This is a genomic window from Bacteroides caecimuris (assembly GCF_001688725.2).
GTDB classification, from domain to species: Bacteria; Bacteroidota; Bacteroidia; order Bacteroidales; family Bacteroidaceae; genus Bacteroides; species Bacteroides caecimuris.
Genome location: NZ_CP015401.2, coordinates 621942 through 642771, shown reverse-complemented (window position 1 = coordinate 642771; position 20830 = coordinate 621942). Strand labels below are relative to the sequence as shown.

The window sequence follows — 20830 nt, the reverse complement described above, 5'->3', positions numbered from 1 at the left end:
GTTAGTTAGTAGCTAGTTCCCTCACTGACTGTTTAGACACCGGTCGGTGAGGGATTTCAAAAAAAAACAGATTCATGAAAAACAAATTATTCCCGTATATATGTTGGCTGACAGCCATTACATTCAGTTTGCAACTGCAAGCACAAAATAAAGTTTCCGCTCCTATGGCAGATGTCAATCTGGTAATTGACAACACGCTGGACAGCCTGAACAAAGCACGTACCTCGCGACCGGAAGCCGGTTCGAGCCGGAAAGGTGACAACCCTGTTCTGTTCTTGGTAGGTAACTCTACCATGCGTACCGGAACCTTAGGAAACGGCAATAACGGACAATGGGGCTGGGGCTATTATGCAGCTGATTATTTCGACTCTAACCGGATTACGGTAGAGAATCATGCGTTGGGCGGAACCAGTAGCCGTACTTTCTATAACCGTTTATGGCCGGATGTAATCAAAGGAGTCCGCCCGGGAGACTGGGTTATCATCGAATTGGGGCACAATGACAACGGCCCATACGACAGCGGACGTGCCCGTGCTTCCATTCCCGGAATTGGCAACGACACGCTGAACGTGACAATCAAAGAAACCGGAGTGAAAGAAACCGTATATACCTACGGGGAATATATGCGTCGTTTCATTCAGGATGTAAAAGCCAAAGGTGCTCATCCTATCCTATTCTCGCTTACTCCCCGCAATGCTTGGGAAGATAAAGACAGCACCATCATCACACGTGTCAACAAAACTTTCGGATTGTGGGCAAAGCAGGTGGCAGAAGAACAGCATGTTCCTTTTATTGATTTGAATGATATCACTGCCCGCAAATTTGAAAAGTTCGGCAAGAATAAGGTGAAATATATGTTTTATATCGACCGTATCCACACCAGTGCTTTCGGTGCTAAGGTAAATGCAGAATCCGCTGCCGACGGAATACGTGCATATGAAGGGCTGGAATTGGCCAATTATCTGAAGCCTGTTGAGAAAGATACAGTGACAGGTTCCAGTCGGAAAGAGGGACGTCCGGTATTGTTTACTATCGGAGACAGTACGGTCCGAAATGAAGATAAAGACAAAAACGGTATGTGGGGTTGGGGAAGCGTAATTGCCGACGAGTTCAATCTAAATAAAATTTCTGTAGAAAATCGTGCGATGGCAGGACGTAGTGCACGTACTTTCCTCGATGAAGGTCGCTGGGACAAGGTATACAATGCTTTGCAACCGGGGGATTTCGTCCTCATTCAGTTCGGGCATAATGATGCAGGAGATATTAATGCAGGAAAGGCCCGTGCCGAATTACGTGGTTCCGGTGAAGAAAGCAAAGTATTTCTAATGGAAAAGACTGGTAAGTATCAGGTAATTTATACGTTTGGCTGGTATCTTCGGAAGTTCATCATGGATGTTCAGGAGAAAGGTGCCATTCCCATCGTTCTAAGTCATACACCACGCAACAAATGGAAAGACGGAAAGATAGAACGCAACACTGAGTCTTTTGGCAAGTGGACACGCGAAGCTGCCGAAGCCACCGGAGCTTACTTTATCGACCTGAACAAAATCAGTGCTGATAAACTTGAAAAGAAGGGTGTGAAGAAAGCTGCGACTTACTACAACCACGACCATACACATACTTCTCTGAAAGGAGCGCACATGAACGCGAAAAGTATTGCGGAAGGGCTGAAAAAGACAGATTGTCCGTTGAAGGAATATTTGAAGTAAGCAGCATAATATAAGGAAGGCTACGCTACTTATCACTCAATCTATTAATAGAAAAGTTGCTCTTACCCCTTTGCAAACTTCTATTGGGTTAATCCTAAAGTTTTGTTTGCCTAAGAGTAAACTATAAACGCAAGTTCCGTTTTTATAAATGAAGCCTTTGATTATAAAAACAAAGCTTGCATTTATAAAAACGGAACTTGCGTTTATAGTTTGCAATAAGTTAATTGCAAGTTTGGTAGTAAGGGAAAGGAAGTTTACCCTTAATGCGGAAGAACTTTGCTATTAATAGATTGGGAGGCAACTAGTGCTACTTTACACTTGTTCAGTTATCTATTGGAATAACCTCCTGCATATAAATAGCATCCAGACTCCAAAGAGCGGCATCATTCGTGCTGATGCTCGTACATTCATCTAATGGAGACGGTACTTCCGGCGGAAGTATGGTAGTGATGCGGAAAGGCGGTGCAGGTGTATGTTCCAACCGGGTAAACAAATCTTTCCAGGCTTCTTCAGCCATTTGGGTATTACGCAAGTGATAAGCTGCGTAAGCCATCAGGCGGGAAACACGAAAACGGCTATGGCTAAGTTCCCATGCTTTCTTCTTGTAACGTGCAGCATGGTCAAGCCAGGCGTCTTTCCATTCGGGTATATCAATCATACGCATCATTTCATTGGCTATCTCAAATCCGCCCATAATCGTCATTAAATGGTTGGTTGTTTCCAGTTTGGGGTCACATTCGGTTGTGATAATCCCTGTTGACGGATCAAATCCTAGAGCTTTGGGACCGGTAAAAAGGCGGTTAGGCAGGGCGGCAATGCTTTTCATTCCGGCTTTTATTTTATCACGATAAGCAGTGTTACCTGTGCGCTCCCATTCTGTCATCCAATTACCGGCATAAGCCAGCCAGTCGGGACCGATACGCAAACGAGCGGGAGCAGTACAAGGATATTCACTGCGAGGTTGGGCCAGGCGCATAGGGTCCAGTTCATAGAGTTTGTGGTCGGCATCCTTCACTTCAGTCATTAAATCACCGCAACGTTCGTCCGTAGTAAGGTAATAGTAGAAACGGTTCCAGGCGGCCTGGCTGATTCGCGCTTCTTTTGCTCCGCATCCCCAATGACTTACATTATGCCGACTGCCTAATCCGGCATTGGGGCCGATATGGTAGACATCCACTTCACCCGTATGACGCGTCATAGCTTCTGCCATACGCCAGATATCCATACGCCCGGTACGCAGGAAATTATACCATAGCCACATATTAGAAGCCAGTTCCGTATTGTCCCAGGCAAATCCTCCGACATCGTAACGCCAGGTATGACGAACGGGGTCATAAGCGTGCATTACATCACCATAATTCCAGAAACCGTACCACTTGTTTTGTTCGATTGCTTTCTGATAGAAGTCAATATAAGCATCCAAGCGGTCTTCTACACGAGTACGGAATGGAGTGGTACGGTCAGGGAGACTCCATATCCCGAAAGCTTGGCGGGCATGAAGATAATTCGGGGTTGGCATTAACAGACTAGGGCTAGAAAACTGTTTGGCATAATCAGCAAAAGCCTTTTTCCCGGTATAACCACTTTGTGGGATCAGTGTAAACGTAGTGGTACGGGCAATACCGTATGGCGTGCTCATGCCTTCCTGAACATCTTCATAGCTGGCATTCAGGTCATGAGCTATACGATCATAATGCCGCAAATCCATAGGCTCGGACTCCGGGCTCCACAACCAGGCGGTAAGGGTAGCTACCGGGGTTCGTGCGTCTGAGATTTCAATAGAAGAGGGATAAGACTGCCAAAAGTCATGCATACAAAGTCCTAATCCTCCGGTAATATCTCCGACAAAAGTATATCCATCGCTACGTGTGCCGGAAAAGGTTCCTATCCAGGGATTATCGTTATTGGCACGTTTACGAATGGAGAAAGCATCGGCAGTGAGTTGAGACAGACGGTAATCATTCCATGAAGCCCAGTTATCGAGCAGAGAGCGGTTCTTTTCATCGAAAGATTCATAAGGCGGAATACGTTTGCCTTCCATTTGCTGCTCTTGCAGGGAGGATTCATCTGTTGGCTTCTGTTGTGCATCCTTCTTTTTATTACTGTTTTTCTTATTATCTGTCTTATTTAAATTATCTGCCTTATTTAAAGTGAGTATGCGACGCCCTACCAATGGTTGTACCGGCTCGCTCCACACTCCTCCATCTGCACACGAGAAAGCAATATGACGATTATACAGAGCTTCACGCATAGGAACGTCGAAACGGATACCCAAACTACGAATGAAATCTTTCTCCTGATCTCCGTCATAGACGAAACTATGTACCATTTTGATCTGTTCACTGCCACCATAAAAATAAAGACGTACCACAAAAGGAAGCCACTCACGGTTATTCTTCCTATTCCGATGTATCCCTTCCAACTTTACAAGTGCCCGTACAGCGCCCAGACGTTCTATGGTTACTGATTTTATTTCCCCTATGTAATGAGTAAAAGATATTTGAGATGTATTTTCTTGAATCGGCTCGCTTTGAGTATTACAAATCAGACGCGCTTTTTCTCCTACTTTAGTTCCTTTATATAACAGGCTATCAATCAGGGAATCTCCGCGTCGGGGAATAAATACGGAAATTAGCCCTGTTTCAATTTGAATATTTTCAGGCGTTTCAGTGATTGCAATAGAAGCATTAGGCTGTTTATTGATAGTTTTTGCTTTCCGGGGGGCTTTTTCTAATGTCAGTCTTTCTGTTCCGGCAGGAATGACTCCGGCAACTCCGCTCCATTTCACGGAACCATCCGGCCAGTAAGCCAATGGCCAAGTATCTACCGGAATCTCTTGATTTCTATCTGTTTTTAGTCGCAATGAAGTTTCAGGAAATAGGTAGCCTTCATCAAAAGGAACTCCGAAACTTACAGCTTTGTCTTGTTCAGGCGTATTGCCGATCCAATGTAAAGGAACAGTAGACGTTTGGGATGGCAAACATTCGTAGCGGAAGTTTGTAATACGGGTACGGGATAAGGTGGTGCGAAAGCCGAACCATCCTTCTGTCAGAGGTTCGGCATCGCGGAAGTCCACCAGTCTCTTGCCGTCTATGTAATAACTAACTCTATTATTTTCATTTGTTATCTTAATGTGATACCAGTGATTCGCTTTTAGCAAATGTTCGGTATCTGTATATTCTTTCAGTATGGCAGGGCGTACTTTGGGATCTGTGATTCCTGCTTCATTGCCGTCATAACGACGGAAGCGTGTAGTAGAGTTATAATTTCCACCATATCCCATGTAATAGAGTTGCAAAGAATAACAATTCAGAAAGATTCCGCTACGCCACTTCTCACGTTTCCATATATTATCAGGATGTTTTGGGTCCGAAGCCATCCAAAAGCAATTCAGGTCACTCAAACGGTCTCCTTCTTTTTCTACAACTACACATGCATCATATTCAATGGTTACCCGTCCGCTCATCTTTTCTTTCCTCCATAAGGTAAGACCTTTAGGAGACAGTATTTCAGCGGTATCACCCTGAAATGTCACTTTATAATCCGGTGATTCCGACTCTACCTTCCAATATTTATGAAACTGACGGGCGTTGAGGCCGGAAACTTTATTGTTTTGTGCGTTTGTTCCTAAAGTAATGAAGAGGAACAAAAGGATAAAGAGTTTTTTCATATATACATATATTTGCTATCTCACCTTACAAAAGTAGGGAGAGCCGATCAATTAAGAAATAGAATATTATCCATATATATGGTGATTCGTTCAAATATGAAAAGAAAGAACAACCCGATACTGTAACCGGCTTGTTCTTTCTTTATAAACTTATACTAAAATAGAATAAGACTTTTCTTATTCTTTCGGTTCTTCCGTTTCGGATGACTTCAAGGTTTCGGCACCTACATAATAACCAAGGTTAGTTCCCTGATTATATCCCATGTTCTGCATAGCTTGCGACATATCGTATGTATGGTCTGTCATCAGATGCGGAAGACGATGAGTAGTAGGATGATTGGTAGAAAAGATATAAATGGATTTACCATCTTCTGCCCCCATAATCACCTCTTCACGATAATCTCCCAAGAAGTCGCCATAATAACAAGGATTGTATTTCGAAGCATGATTTCCTTGATTACTGCCATAACCGACACTGAAATTCACCAAACGCTGACGATTTAATAATGAATTATTCTTATAACTCAATACCAACGCACGGTCAAACATCTCGCGTGTTCCTTCTCCCGACCAATAAATAGCTACGTTATAACATACACCGCCACCTATACCTGTCGGATAATTCGTATTGACTACCTGCCCTGTGCTACAAGAATACATACCGGACTGAACGGACGACCAATACTCAAATCCCGGACTGTCCGGATCGACATCCGCCACAATGCAACGTCCGACATCACCATTCATTCCGGGTGCATGTCCATTTATCAACGATCCGTCTTTGGCATCAATCACCTGGCATCCATATCCGTGTCCCATATTCGCATACGTTTCCTGTTCTTCAAACGAAGCCACAATCTGCAACCCCGGACGATCTTGGATAAATTTACCAACATGCAGAATGTCACCGTGTCCATTGCCCGAACACCATAGTTCACCGCCATCATCATCAATAGCCGCCGAACCGTATAAGATTTCGTCCTTACCATCTCCATCCAAATCTGCCACACGGAAAGCATGTGAACACATTGCCAGCCATTCGGCTGAATGCTCGGCTGTATCAAACTTCCAACGTGTTTCCAATTTATTGCCTTTCAAATCGAGCGCCCATACCTGCCAATTCTTATAAATACCACGACTGATAATCAAACTTGGATTACTCTTTCTTACACCGGTTGCCTCATCCGGGATGCCATCAAGATAGGCAACACCGATAAAGAAACGGTCCATACGGTTGCCATAATCATCTCCCCAATAATCTATCCAATATTTAGCACGGCTTCTTTTAGAGCCCTCACCTCCTCTGGGGATATTATCTATACGAGTAATTTCACGTCCATCCAATCCTCTACAGATAGATACATATTCAGGTCCTTCCAACACCAGCCCGCAAATAGTGGGTAAAGCAGCACCGGAATACCATCCCTTACCACCTTCCTCACGACAACGATAGTCGTTCACGAATCCATTTGCACCAAGAATCGTTTTGCCATCACCAAACTTCGTACCCTCCGACGAACGGAAGGCAATCTCACACCGGCCGTCTCCGTCAAAGTCGTACAAAATGTATGAAGTATAGTGAGAACCGGAACGGATATTAATGCCCATATCTATTTGCCATAAAAACGTACCATCCATTCTATAAGCTTCCAACAAAGTCGTCCCATTCTTCCATTCCCCTTGATTCGCGCCATCGTACGGTTCTCTCTTCACCACAATCTCCAACTCACCGTCACCATCCAAATCACCTACCTGAATGTCATCCGGTGAATAAGTCAAAGAAGCGTCAGGTACATTCACATTCAGTCGGATTTCACGATAGAACTTCCTTGCCATATCTGATGTAAAAGTGTACTCGCAAAGAGTCTCCGTTTGGTTGGCCAACGTAACACGATAGGTATTGGACTTATCCTTATCAATATTCTCATCAGACCATGAAGTTGCATTCGTTATAGGAGCCTCGTTCAATTTCACTTCAGCTCCGCCATCTTCCGACTTATAAATGTCAAAAGCCACATTTGCCGGATCTGTCTTTAATAACCGCCAACTAATCAACGCAGATGAAATGCCTGTTGTCGCATTAACGTCCTTTTCCCAAATGGGATCATAACTCACCCACATTGCCCGATTGCCTGTAACCACTTCAACCGGCGGCAAAGGCGGAAGTTCTTCCTCCACCACTGGTGGAACCACCGGCTCATCATCTGAACAAGCTCCTGCCATCAACAGACAAAAAGCCCATACCAACAGATTATATTTTTTCATATTTCCAATTCTTTAGTTTAATAATACATTCAAAAACTCCTCTTCCGTTCTTTTCGAACATCCGGGATTTACCATCCCGGATTTTGTTCCAAATTCGGATTCTTAGAACGTTCGCTCTGTGGAATAGGAAAGAAATACATCTTATCATCCCATATTCTATTCTTTGTCTTACGTTCATAAGTATAAGTACCATCACCATTTTTGGTGATTTTCATTTCAACAATGTTTTTGAAATGCTTGTCAGCCTCTTTCCAACGACGCACATCCCAGAAACGATGCCCCTCAAATGCTAATTCAACCATACGTTCATTCTGATATTTTTTCCAGAAAGCATCGTTAGTCATATTGGTTGGAAAGCCCGGCATTTCAGCACGAGTACGGACAATCTTAATGGCATCCACTGCCGAAGTCGTAAACTCGCTATCCGTCTCATCCGGACCGCCTAGATATTTATATACAGCTTCCGCATAATTCAAATAAAACTCTCCAAAACGGAATGTAATCCATGAATGATAGGTCTTTGAAGCTGTACCGGCACGCAAGTCTACTGCCGTCTGACAATACTTTTTCAAATAATAACCTGTCGGAGTACCGCCACTCAACGGTTCCGCATTTAACCCACCCTGATAGGTTTGCAGAGGAACAGTATTCCAGTTTGGCCACTTTTCATCTCCATTCTTGGCAATAGTCAGCCCAAACCTTTTATCGCGACCTTCGTAATAAGGTTTCGTAGGATCGTAATCCTCCATTTCATCCGGACGCAAACCGGTTGCCTGCATCTCATAAGCATCCACCAGAGTCTGCGTCGGACAGTTGCCACCTTTGCAATTTTCCAATCCTATCGGGAAATTGTATCCTTCGAACGAATTGGTGGTAGTAGTGGCACGACGACAGAAAATTAATTCACTAGTAGCATCATTATAGCTATCCTTACTCCAAAGCATGTCATAATCACTTACCAGCAACTTCGGTTTGGTCGCAAACCCGTCATTATCATCCAATAATTCTTTATTTGCTTTAGCTGCACGATACCAAAGTGCTTTATCATCGGAAGGATTGAATAAAGGACTTGCAGCATACAAAGCTGCACGAGCCTTCAACGCCAACACAGTCTTACGATTAGCACGCCCCGTTTCTGCCGGACTGCTAGGCAATGCCATATCTCCCAGTTTGCTATAATCAACCACAATCTTATCCTTGATATCGTCACATTCTGATATAATATAATCAAAGATTTCCTGAGCCGGTCTGCGTGACAACGTATTCGATTCTTCCGCTGTCATCACATGGTCGCTGAAAGGTACATCTCCATATTGCCGCACCAAATTAAAATAAAAATACGCACGAAGAAAACGCACCTCATACTGGTAATTGTTATATCGGAACATTTGCTGGGCATAATCACTATTCAAAGCAAGTTCGGGAAATGTGAGTCCGGTAAACTTCTCCAAATACAGATTGCAATTGGCTATTCCTTCATAACAAGATGTCCACATACTGCCTTTGGCATTCGACGGACTCCAAGAACCATTGTAGAAATCTTCTATCTGGTTTCCTGAATAAGCATATTCAGACTCATCCGTAGCAGAACCCAAAATTGCTCCGCTATAATTTCCAAAGTCCACATCCATGGCCAAATAGATATTTGTTATCAGCCCTCCCACATTACCGAAGTTGAGCTTCACAAAATCCTCATCATAATTATTGTACTCATGATATTCCATTTTATCTGAGCAGGAACCGAGTGTGATTGCACACATCATTCCGTAGATAATGTTTTTCAGTTTCATTCTTTCGCTTTGTTTTTATCATTAAAAACCAATCGTAACGCCGACCACCACACTCTTATTCAGCGGAGTCGCTGCACCATAACATTCGGGGTCCGCCACGTCAATATGGTCAGCACAGAACAAGTCTATCCCTCTCACATACAACTTGGCACTTCCCAACACTTTTGTCTTCTTCATCAGTTCTTTCGGGAACTTGTAATACACCTCCGCATTACGCAACTTCAAGAAAGAACGGTCTGCCAACCAAACCGTATTGGTCTGGTAATTATTGGCATTGCTCTGAGAGCTCAAACGGGGATATTTAGCATTCAAGTTCTCCGGCGTCCAACGATTCTCATAATAATGATTAGAAATCGTCGTATTGTTTATCAACGGCCAGAACATACTCTTGGTATTCAACACAGCAGAATAATTGCCCGTTCCCTGGAACATAACATCTACTCCAAGCCCCTTCCATTCGGCTCCCAAATGGAAAGAATAATAAATTTCCGGTGCCGCCGTACTATAACCTATCGCTGTCTTATCATTAGCATCTATGACACCATCGTTATTTACATCCTTATACTTTACATCTCCAGGGACAACTGTGTTAAACTTGTGTGGAAGACTGTTCTTTATGTCATCTTCGTCTTTGAAGAATCCTTCGGCTATCATACCGTACACTTGGTTCAGCCTATGACCGGTCTCTATCAGATTATCATACACACGCGGTTCTTCCAATTGCTCTTTAATTTCATTCTTGTTCCAAGCAAAATTACCACCCACGTTAAACAGCATATCTCCCCAACGTTTGGTGTAATTAAGCCCGATTTCCATACCGTAGCTATCCACAATTCCGGCATTCTCGAACGGAGCATCCATACCCAACACATCTGTATATTTTCCTTCGGAAGATACCCAAATGTCTTTCCGGCGCTGATAATAACCTTCTGCTGTCAAATCCAAACCACCGAACAGGGTAGCATCTATACCTGCATTGTATTTATAAGCTTTTTCGTGAGTGGAATTAATGGTTGCCAGACGACCGATAATCGTACTTCCAAATTCGGAGTCGTAACTACTGTTGAACTTATACTGCGTACCGGTAGTCGTATAAATCTGATCCCAATAATCATATACAGTATCCTTACCGTCTATTGGCAGATAATCGGCATTTATCACACCAAACGACGCCCGTAACTTCAGGAAATTCACCCATGATACTTCTTTCAGCCATTTCTCTTCCGAAAGCACCCAAGCGGCAGAGATTGTAGGAGAAAAAGCCCACTTATGTCCCGGTGCCAACAAGCTGGAGGCCGATCCGACCAATGCCAAATCTACATAATACCGGTTGTTGAATCCAACATGATTAAACCATGACACATTCTGACGATAGATCGTCGTATTCAGTCCATACGAATCACGATATTCGTAATCCCATTTCAGTTGTGAATAAACATCCCATTTCCTGAATGAACGGTTGTAATCAATGCTCCCGGCAAAGTTAAACTGACGTGCCCAGTTGTTAATGCCTGCATCTTTTCCCATTTCACTATCCTCACCTCCGGAAATAGTTGTGTAAAACGGTCCATTATTAGTCCAATTAGTAGAATAACCAGCATAAGTGTATGTCTTACTATGATCTTCCAGAATATTGGAATAATTATCATAAGCCAAACGGAAATTGGCTCCCAGTCCCTTCAACAAGCCGGACAAATCTTGCGACAACGTAAGATCTGCAAACAAGCTACGGGAGTGTCCCTTTGAATAAGCTGTTCCCTGCGATTGCGCTACAGGATTCAAGGTACCTGCCCAAGTCGTACTGCCTCCCCAACTGCCATTTTCCGCACGAACAGGAAAAGCGGCAGCAGGAATCGAATAAATCATATCCCATAAGTTAGCTGTTGCTCCAGGCATTCTGGATTCGGACAAAGTACCGAGAAGATTCAGTTTCAACTTAGTAGTAGCCGTCAAGTCTATATCCAGATTCGTGCGTAAATTGGCACGCGAATACATATTCTGTGTAGAATAACCTTCATTCATGTTTGCCTCTTTCACAAAACCTTTATCCGTCAATAAATTCGCCATGGTATAATAACGGAATTTGGCACCTCCACCACGAAACTCAATCGTATACTTATTAGAGACTCCCCGGTCTTTGAATGTTTCATCCACCCAATTCACATTCGGATATAAATAAGGGTACAAATGTTGAAGACTTCCGGGTTCTCTGCGGAAAGCCGCAATTTCGGCATCTGCATAACGAGGACTTAATTTTTCATACCCACGCGCTTCATTTACCGCCAACGCATAAGTGGCGGCATCTGCAAACTCCGGACGGCGAGATTGTGTGTTTACGATATGGTCATACGTAAATGTAATTTCTCTCGTGTTATATTTACCACGTTTCGTAGTAACCAAGATAGCACCGTTTACTCCCTTATATCCATACAACGCCACGGCTGCGGCATCTTTCAGGACAGACACGGATTCCACTTCCTCCGGACTAACCAAACTCATATCCCGTTCCAAACCGTCTACCAACACTAAAGGTGTACTGCTCGACAAACTCTGCAACCCCCGTACATAAAAGGTAGGATTTGCCGTCAAACCGGTACTGGTGGCATTTTGCAAGGTGGCAAGTCCCAAGCCGTAACCAAACAACGCATTGGATATATTCTGGGAAGAACGTTTGACAAGTTCTTCGTTATCAGCCGTAGCAACAGCTGCCGTAGATTCATGACGATTGAATGTCCGGTTAGCTCCCACATCCACAGTATGTGCCGCATACCCCATCACGATTGTCATCGGTCCATCCTTCTTTACAACAACTGTAGCAGAGCCATTGTCAACAGAAACAACATTCAGACGTTGTCCCTTTTCGACTGCAATCTCAAATTTTCCATCCTTATCGGTTTCAACCCGCATCTCTGCCGCGCCACCTTCCACATTGACAGACGCTCCATAGACCGGTTTTCCCGATTTATCAACAACAATACCTGTAATGTTGCTGTCTGTGTTCTGTGCTCCTACCGGAATGCCCAAGCAGACCAGCAAAGCCAATATCAGAATCTTATTTTTTCTCATATAAATCAATATTCAACTATTGTTCTAATCTGTTTCGTTGTCTCACATTACCAACCCGGATTCTGAATCAATCCGTACCCTTTGTTAATTTCGGTCTGTGGGAATGGAGAAAGATACCATTTAGGTTCAAATCCATGTGTCCACCAACGACGCATCGGCTTAGATAATTCAAATCTTTGATAGTCAAAACGGATCGGTTGCAACGCTCCTTTGTTCTTATCTCCTTCATTCCATTTCGTATTCCCCTCCATACGATTGCCTGCCTCATCCAAACGATATGCCAGCAAACCATGCAAAGGCTTTTCAAAACGGTCGGCACGTTTATAACGAACAAGATCAAAATAACGGCTGTCTTCCAGCCCCAGTTCCCGAACACGTTCGCACAACAATTCTTCCAGCAGAGCATCTTTGTCGGAAAGCAAATCTTTATCCGTCACACAATCTGCCAAATCCTTCTTCAATCCTACACGAGCACGTACAATATTAATCTGGTCAATAGCTCCGCGATGATCGTTCTTTGCTTGAAGCAAGGCTTCTGCATAAGTCAGATAAATATCGGACAAGCGGAGATAAACCCATTGTGTATACTGACGTTGATATTCAGTTCCCAGATAATATTTCATATTTTTATAACCCGTCGCATAATTACCCGATTGAAGTTTAGCATTCTCTCCTTCGTCATATCCGCCTACCCACAGTTCGTATGGCAATCCGGACATTGTTCCTGCACTCCAATCCAGCATTTTCGGCAATCCGTTCACCATACAATGCTCATACAAGCGAGGATCACGAGTCAACACAATATCGGACAACATTTGTTCACCTGCCTTAAATGTTCCCGTCAGGAACATTTCATCCAATTTACCTTCTTCTACTGTCTTATCCCAGTCGAAAGGCGTACCGTCGGCCCATGAGAACATCTCTACATATTCCTGTGTAGGCGGGTACTCGGTACGACAAAGCGCTTTTGACGGATCTGCCCAAGAATGCCACATATAGGTAGAGGAGTTAAAAGCATCTGACATATTGGTACGGACAGAGTGTAATATTTCCCTGCTGCCTTGACGGACATATCCCATACGATATGCTTGTCGATACTGCTCCGGTGTCTCTACAGACGCTTTATTCAAATCGTATCCTCCTTTGCTATCCAATTCCTTGAAGAAATCTTCACAAGCTTTCAAGCAATTGTCCCATAACTCCGGCCGATACTCGCCATACCACACCAAATGTTGTTGTTCGGCTTCCGAGCTTCCTCCTGCATATCCCTGGTCAGCGTTAAATAATGGAGAAGCTGCGAACTGCCAGATTTTACATTTCAAGGCCATAGCACCAGCTTTGGTCCAATGCCCTGCTTTACTGGTAAGGTCTGCGTCGCTATAAGCCCATTCCAAAGCATTGGAATTGATAGCCTCATCCAACATCTTAATCATGTATTTCACCGTTTCTTCTACAGTGGAACGAGGTATTTCATACCCCGCCTCCGTTCCGGAAAACGAAGCATATAATAATGGAAGACCACCATAATGACGGAACATATCAAAATAGCGTGCAGCTATCAAACATTTAGCTTCCGCTACCAATCTCGCTTTTTCAGTTTCATCCATCCCCGGCACCCGGTCTATATTCTCCATAAAAAGCCAGCACCAACGTACCACTTCCCACACCATTTCACGGGTATATGGAAATATGTTGCCACGTATGTCGTAATTAGCGTTGAGAGTTCCTCCATAATACTGCTTATACACCGTTGCGTCACTGAAATAAAGCGCCCAACAATCAGTCAACGCATCTTTTTTCCCTACATAAGGGCTGGAAGAATCCGGAATATTACCATTGCTATCCGTATTATAAGGCAGACCATAATACTGCCTACTATAACAGGTATTCAAAAACTGACGTGCATATTCGGCATTATTAAATACCGTATCAATCGTAACATTTCCTCCCGGAGCCTTCTCCAAAAAAGAATTTCCGAATTTGATTTCGTCCACACATGAGGTGGAAACCAGAGAAACTGCCGTTCCCACCATCAAACCGATGAACCATTTATTTTGTAATTTCATTATATCTTTCCTTTTGCTGTTTTTAGAATCCTAATTTCAAACTCAATGTATAAGTCTTGGACAATGGATAAGAAGGAGCATTGGTAGCTCTTGCTTCCGGATCTCCCCATAAATAAGGAGTAATTGTCCACAGATTATATCCAGCGAATGACAACTGACAGGTATTCAGCCCAAGTTTTTTCATCAACGGAAAATGGAAGTTATATGCTACTTGAAGCGTTTTCAGACGCAAATACTTCGCATCTTTCTCATAAAGTGTAGAAGTAGCATAGTTATTCGTCGAATTCTCAATCGTAGCTCTCGGATATTCGGAAGATTGCGAAGGATTTTCCGGTGTCCATGTATGATCTAGATGGTAGGCCAACAATCCTCCTTGCTCTCTATTTGAAGTCGAATAGAAGGGCTGACGGAACACATCTGAAATCATACGGCTCACATTCCATGCACCTGTCCATTGAGTACTTACCTCCAGATTCTTCCAACTAAATCCCAAGTTAAGACCTGCCATATATTCCGGATCATCCGTAAAACCATAGTCATAACTTGCATCGTTCGCATCAATCTTCCGGTCACCGTTCAAGTCAACATATACCGCATCTCCATTTTGAAGAATATTTTCGTGTGTCGGGAACGGGCGGTTGAATGTCTGTTCATACAATGCCGGAGTATTTTCATCATAGAAACGCCAGAAAACAAATTGGCTACGAGAACCGATGCGATGACCTTTTTGATATTGATACAGGTTGTTTTGCGGAGCTTCTTTCTTTTCCAGAATCTTATTTTGGTTGTAAGACAAGTTAATACCTGCCCAATAACGGAAATTCTCACCAATCTTATCGTTCCACTTGAAAGAAAGTTCCCATCCCCAACTGTCCACGCTTCCTAAATTAGCGAACGGAGCAATAAATCCAAGCATTCCCGGAGCAGTTCCATCTCGCAAAAGAATGTCATTACGACGTTCTTTATAGTACTCGAAAGTCGTTTTCAAGCGGTCGTCAAAGAAATTGGCATCAATACCATAATTCTGTTTTAATGCTTTCTCCCATGTCACAGAAGGATTGTTCTTCGCCACTTCACGTGCTCCCAAAGCAACCGTACCGTAATCTACACCAAACGCATATCCCCAAGCATTTGCAGAAGAATTTGTTGTCACACGGTTTGCCAAGTCACTCAATCCCACATTATATGGGTCAGGAATATACATGAATCGGGAACCTCCAATTTTATCATTACCCACCAATCCAATACTGGCACGAAGCTTTAAGAAACTCACCACCGACTTCAACGGACGGAAGAAATCCTCCTCACTCATCACCCAACCGATTGAACCTGCCGGGAAATAAGAGAAACGCAAATCGGGCGCAAAGTTCTCAGATCCGTTATAACCCACATTAAACTCAGCCATATAACGGCTCTTCCAGTCATACGTGGCACGTCCTACCACTCCGACATATCCACGAGGAATATCAGGATACTCTTTGGGATAATATTCCTTCTGTTGATTATACAGCAACAGAGCTGTCACTGTATGATCTCCAAAAGTCCGGTTATAATTAAAGCTGGCTTCCATATACCAATCACGTTTCTTGCCTGTAGAATATGAATACTTCACATCCGTATTCTCGCCAAACTTACGATAGGCAATACTTCCATCTTCCATCAATACGGGAGTATACGTGGCTACAGACCCTCCCGAACCTATTTTATTGACAGTAAAAGAACTGTTATAAGAACCTTTTGCTTTAAAAGAAAGCCCTTTAGTCAGAAAATCCAGTTTTTGGTTCAAAACAACATCCACATTCAGTGCATTATTATTAGACTGGTTAAATCCATTACCATAATATCCCATTCCCGTAGTTCCGGTAAAAGGCAGCTGCAATCCATCGGAGAAAATCTCACTGGTTGCATTTACCAATTTCCCATCTATGATTCCGGGACTGGAAAAAGGAGTGGCATAATACATATTCTTGATCAGACCGGAAGATCCCTGACTGGTACGCGGCTGATCCGAATTATTCACATTACCACTGATATTTAATGATAAAGTAGTGGTTTTAGTGACATCCATATCCAGATTCGTACGATAATTAAACCGACGATATTGATAACTTAAATTATATGGAAGATTGAACTCACTAAAAAGTCCTCCTTGTGTATACGCACCCGCAGAAATGAAATAACGCACCCTGTCCGTTCCTCCCGAAATATTCAGATTATGCTGGCTCTGAAGCGTAGCGCTTTTCATTATATAATCCGCCCATTGTATGTCAGGAAAACGAATCGGGTCGGAACCATCCTTAAACTTCTGAATCACAGCATCGCTGAACATAGGAGATTTTTTATCACCGGTCATCATCTGATTATGGAATCGGGCATAATCATAAGAGCTAGCCTGTTCCACCATCTTGGTAGGCATCAGCACGGAAGCAGAAGTTGTAAATGAAATTTTCGCCTTTCCTTCTTTTCCTCGCTTAGTCGTAATCAGAATGACCCCATTGGCTCCACGGATACCAAATACAGCGGTTGCCGAAGCATCTTTTAAGATGGAGATAGATTCAATCTCATTCGGGTCGATATCGTTCATACTTTCACGGTCCACACCATCCACTTGAATCAATGGCGAAGCGTTCTCCCAAGTAGCTTTACCGCGAATCAAAATTTCAGCGGCATCCGCTCCCGGCTCACCGGAATATTGCACGGTGGTCAAACCGGTCATCTGACCTCCTAATACATTGGAAACAGAACCTACCGACACACGGGTCAGTTCCTCTCCTTTCACACTGGCAATAGCACCGGTCATGGTCACTTTCTTCTGCGTACCATACGCTACGACTTCCACTTCTTCAAGCGCAGTCACGTCTTCCACCAGAATGACTTTGATATCATTCTTCGCCACCACAGTCTTATCAGTATAACCGATAAAAGATATTTTCAGTTTTGTCCCGGGGCGTACATTTATTCTGAACACACCGTCAATGTCGGTAATCGTACCGTTGGTTGTCCCTTCCGCAAGCACACTTGCCCCAATTATAGGCTCTCCCTGGCTGTCAACGACTGTTCCTTTTATGGAGTTTTGCTGCTGCACAGTCTCAACAGCTGCCGAAACAGGCTGCAATCCCCATGCAGGTGCAAAAGTTGCCATTGTGAAGAACAAAGCGACAGGCAAAGTGGTCCCTTTTATAAAGTTTATCTTATTCATATATGTATATGTTCATGATATAAATATAGTTAACGAAGTTCTATGCATCGTTTTTAGTTAGAATGCAAGCATCATACGGAAATAACCGGCACGCGATCCACGTTCGCAAATAATATGGTATCTTCCGCCTCCCATGCCATGTGTCCATTGGTTGGCAGCAGAGCGTTGTGTACTACTCCAATAATGTCCACTATTCGTTCCATTATCAACAGAAGTCATGGCATCGCCATTCACATTTTTGAGACATGCATTAATAGCGCTCATATTACTTGCTACCCGCTCCCAACACATGATAGAAGGCAAATACCAAGGAGTCACTCCTGAAGGAACAGCCACTGTCTCACGGTAAGCCATGATATGCCGATAAGCCCAGTCGCAAGTAGAAGGACTTCCTTTTCCTTCATAACACATGGTAAGCAACTGTGTATTATTATATCCCATCAATGCAGGGAAAACCAAATGAGCATCATTCTTATTCGCATCTTTTTCGGTATTAGAAATCACAAACTTACCTGCCCATTCTTCGTCATTAGTAAACCAGTCGGAATAAGTACCTGCTTTACCTGTATGGAACATATGCAGATCGGTTTCTTCCACCAATGAATTTTTTAGAGATAATACAACTCCATGCGTACAAGAAGGAAAATCACGACGCAAGGCATCAACTTCTGCGGTATAAAGATCGGAATGAGTTACACTCGGTTCAGGGTTTCCCACATAACATACAATACCAATCACATTGTCTGGCAAATTGCTCTCATCTGTATCCACAGAAACAATCTTACCATCCGCACAGAAATAGTCTCCTACCTGCAACGTATGATTAATCTTACTTTTATCTTCTATAGTATACATCTTTGCCGTGCCCGATTCAAGAGTACCTTTCGCTTCATATTCCATCTCGTTTACTCCGGTATAAGTACCTTTCACCAAGAATTCCTTGTTAGGATTGACCAAGAAACGGTATGTATCGGTTGTTGCCTGATAATAAGGAGTTGCAGCAGCATTATTCAAGGTGAACGAACCGGCTGCTATCGGCATCAAATAATCATCTATACCACCATTGGTAAAGCTGTATGTCAACTTAGGCATTTTCACCACCGCAAGTGCCATTTCATGTTTCATGTCAAAAGCAATCTGACCTTTCAAACGGTCGCCTTTCACAGTACCTGTACTTGTCATCAGGTCATACTTCGTATAGTTTCCTTCTCCCTGATCCGCTCCAATCGTCCATTTTTTGATGTATTCTTCAAAAGGATTTGTCACTGCGGTCGGATCAAAAATCACATTCTTATTATATGGATAATATGCATAGAATTTCATTCTTTCAAATTCCGAACCTTTATACTCAATGTCATCCCCTCCATCAGACAATACCCAAACACCATCTTCCATGGTGAACTGTCGGTTTCTGATTGCTTCTACCACCACATCTCCTTTGACGGCAAACACACCGATAGCATCTCCGTTTGAGAATCTGGTAGCATAACCCGATTCAACGGCACGTGTTTCACCTTTATCCATATCCGCGAAACCTTTGTCAGACACACTGATTTGAAATCCTTGCAAAGCGTCCGGATTATCTCCACCCAGTTCTTCATTTTGAGAACAAGAGGCAATCATAGCGGCACCGGCAAGGAAAAGCATTGATATATAATTATTTACTTTCATAAATTTCCTATTTTTATTCTTAGCTGTTTTTGTCTATATATAAATATGGTATAACCGATTATTTTCCGACAGGCTTGGAAGTAATTGTTTCTTCCGTAATATTCCAATCAGGATTTGTTATCTCAGTTCCTGTATTAGCCATTCCCGGATCAGAAGTAATCGGATCGTTGTCCTGATTGGTCCATCCTAGGATTTGTGTTTCCTCCGTAATATTCAACACATACTTATTATCGGTATATTTGTTTGCCTTGATAATATAATTGTAAGAATATCCCGGTTTCAATTCGGTCAGGTTCGCAAATTCGGCTTCATAAAGATAACCGTTCATACGTGCTTGGATGGTAACCTTTCCTTGAACTTTCTGTGGCAACAATATAGCTTGTATCGTATAATTGTCTTCTGCTCCTATTTTATCCCACACAATATCATCTTTTAATGAAACAGGTTCTTCGCTTACCGTTGTTTCTCCTGTATTGGGATTGAAAGTTCCCGTGTTTTTCAATCCGATAAGATAGCACGTGATATCATTCAATTCCACTCCTTCGCCTGCTTGGAATTCCAATTTAATGCGACTCATGATATGATTGAATGCTAATTTCACATTTGGATTCTGTGAAGTAGCTTTAGACTTTGCGAACAGAAAGTCAATTTTCGCACGGTCTTTTGCCGTTGCTTGAAATTCGCTGGTTGTAGAGACAGCTACCGCAGGTTGCTCCTCTCCGGATTTTCCCATAAATGGCGCATACGCCACTACATCATATTCATCAGAACCCAGTACCCAAATATCCTCAGCCACACCACCTTTGGCTGCAAAGCGGCTATCCCCTTCGTATAAATAATTAATGTTCACCTGATTGGTTCCACAAGTAATACCTACCGAGTCTTTTAACTCCCAGTTTGTTTCCGTAGCTCTTGTTACAAGTTCATTAGCTTCGTGATTATTAATTACTGCACTAAAAGAAACTTTTGCTCCGGGTTCACCGGCAAATTTGATATCTGTTTCTTTAATATCGTTACTACACCCTGCCAAAAGCAACAGAGCAACAGCAGCCGTTACATAGTTTTTTCTCATACCATGTTTTTTAAAGTTAAACATATGATTGTTGATTAGTAAAATCATGACAAGATTGGATGGATAGCAAACATATTCTTTCCTCGTCAGCAAGTAAAGAATACAAGATTGATTTGTTGTTTTTCATACGCATAGTAATATCTTGTTAAGTTAAACAAATGTTAGATTCTCTTTTTATTAAATGCTTTTTCACAATTATAGCTGTGAAAAAGTGTTGCAAACATAAAGACTAAATTAAAATATAACAATGCAGAATCGTACAAATGCATGGAAAATACCGTCTTTTGCACGATATTCCATGCTACAAGCCGGATTTTTAATC

At 42.8% G+C, this 20830-nt stretch carries 9 protein-coding genes; 1 reads left to right on the top strand and 8 read right to left on the bottom strand.

Annotation, left to right across the window (positions count from 1 at the left end; genetic code table 11):
* The first annotated feature begins 74 nt into the window (after positions 1–74).
* Complete coding sequence (locus A4V03_RS02345) at positions 75–1709, top strand: rhamnogalacturonan acetylesterase (protein WP_065537806.1); 1635 nt, start codon at positions 75–77, stop codon at positions 1707–1709.
* Between the two features lie 322 nt (positions 1710–2031).
* Here the strand turns inward: A4V03_RS02345 and A4V03_RS02335 are convergent, their stop codons facing one another.
* The 8 genes from A4V03_RS02335 to A4V03_RS02300 form a co-directional block, all read right to left on the bottom strand.
* Positions 2032–5379: an exo-rhamnogalacturonan lyase family protein gene (locus tag A4V03_RS02335; protein ID WP_065537805.1), complete on the bottom strand. Its 3348-nt coding sequence runs from the start codon at positions 5377–5379 to the stop codon at positions 2032–2034.
* Between the two features lie 177 nt (positions 5380–5556).
* On the bottom strand, positions 5557–7644 hold the full coding sequence (locus A4V03_RS02330; RefSeq protein ID WP_065537804.1) for a rhamnogalacturonan lyase family protein: 2088 nt from the start codon (positions 7642–7644) through the stop codon (positions 5557–5559).
* 68 nt (positions 7645–7712) lie between these two features.
* On the bottom strand, positions 7713–9434 hold the full coding sequence (locus A4V03_RS02325; protein WP_065537803.1) for a RagB/SusD family nutrient uptake outer membrane protein: 1722 nt from the start codon (positions 9432–9434) through the stop codon (positions 7713–7715).
* A gap of 21 nt (positions 9435–9455) precedes the next feature.
* Complete coding sequence (locus A4V03_RS02320) at positions 9456–12500, bottom strand: SusC/RagA family TonB-linked outer membrane protein (protein WP_065537802.1); 3045 nt, start codon at positions 12498–12500, stop codon at positions 9456–9458.
* Positions 12501–12547: 47 nt separating this feature from the next.
* Complete coding sequence (locus A4V03_RS02315; RefSeq protein ID WP_065537801.1) at positions 12548–14566, bottom strand: RagB/SusD family nutrient uptake outer membrane protein; 2019 nt, start codon at positions 14564–14566, stop codon at positions 12548–12550.
* 22 nt (positions 14567–14588) lie between these two features.
* Complete coding sequence (locus A4V03_RS02310; protein ID WP_024986435.1) at positions 14589–17765, bottom strand: SusC/RagA family TonB-linked outer membrane protein; 3177 nt, start codon at positions 17763–17765, stop codon at positions 14589–14591.
* 57 nt (positions 17766–17822) lie between these two features.
* Complete coding sequence (locus tag A4V03_RS02305) at positions 17823–19436, bottom strand: fimbrillin family protein (protein WP_024986434.1); 1614 nt, start codon at positions 19434–19436, stop codon at positions 17823–17825.
* A gap of 58 nt (positions 19437–19494) precedes the next feature.
* The gene (locus tag A4V03_RS02300; RefSeq protein WP_157447982.1) at positions 19495–20508 is read right to left on the bottom strand and encodes a fimbrillin family protein; all 1014 of its coding nucleotides are present in this window, start codon (positions 20506–20508) and stop codon (positions 19495–19497) included.
* Positions 20509–20830 lie beyond the last annotated feature (322 nt).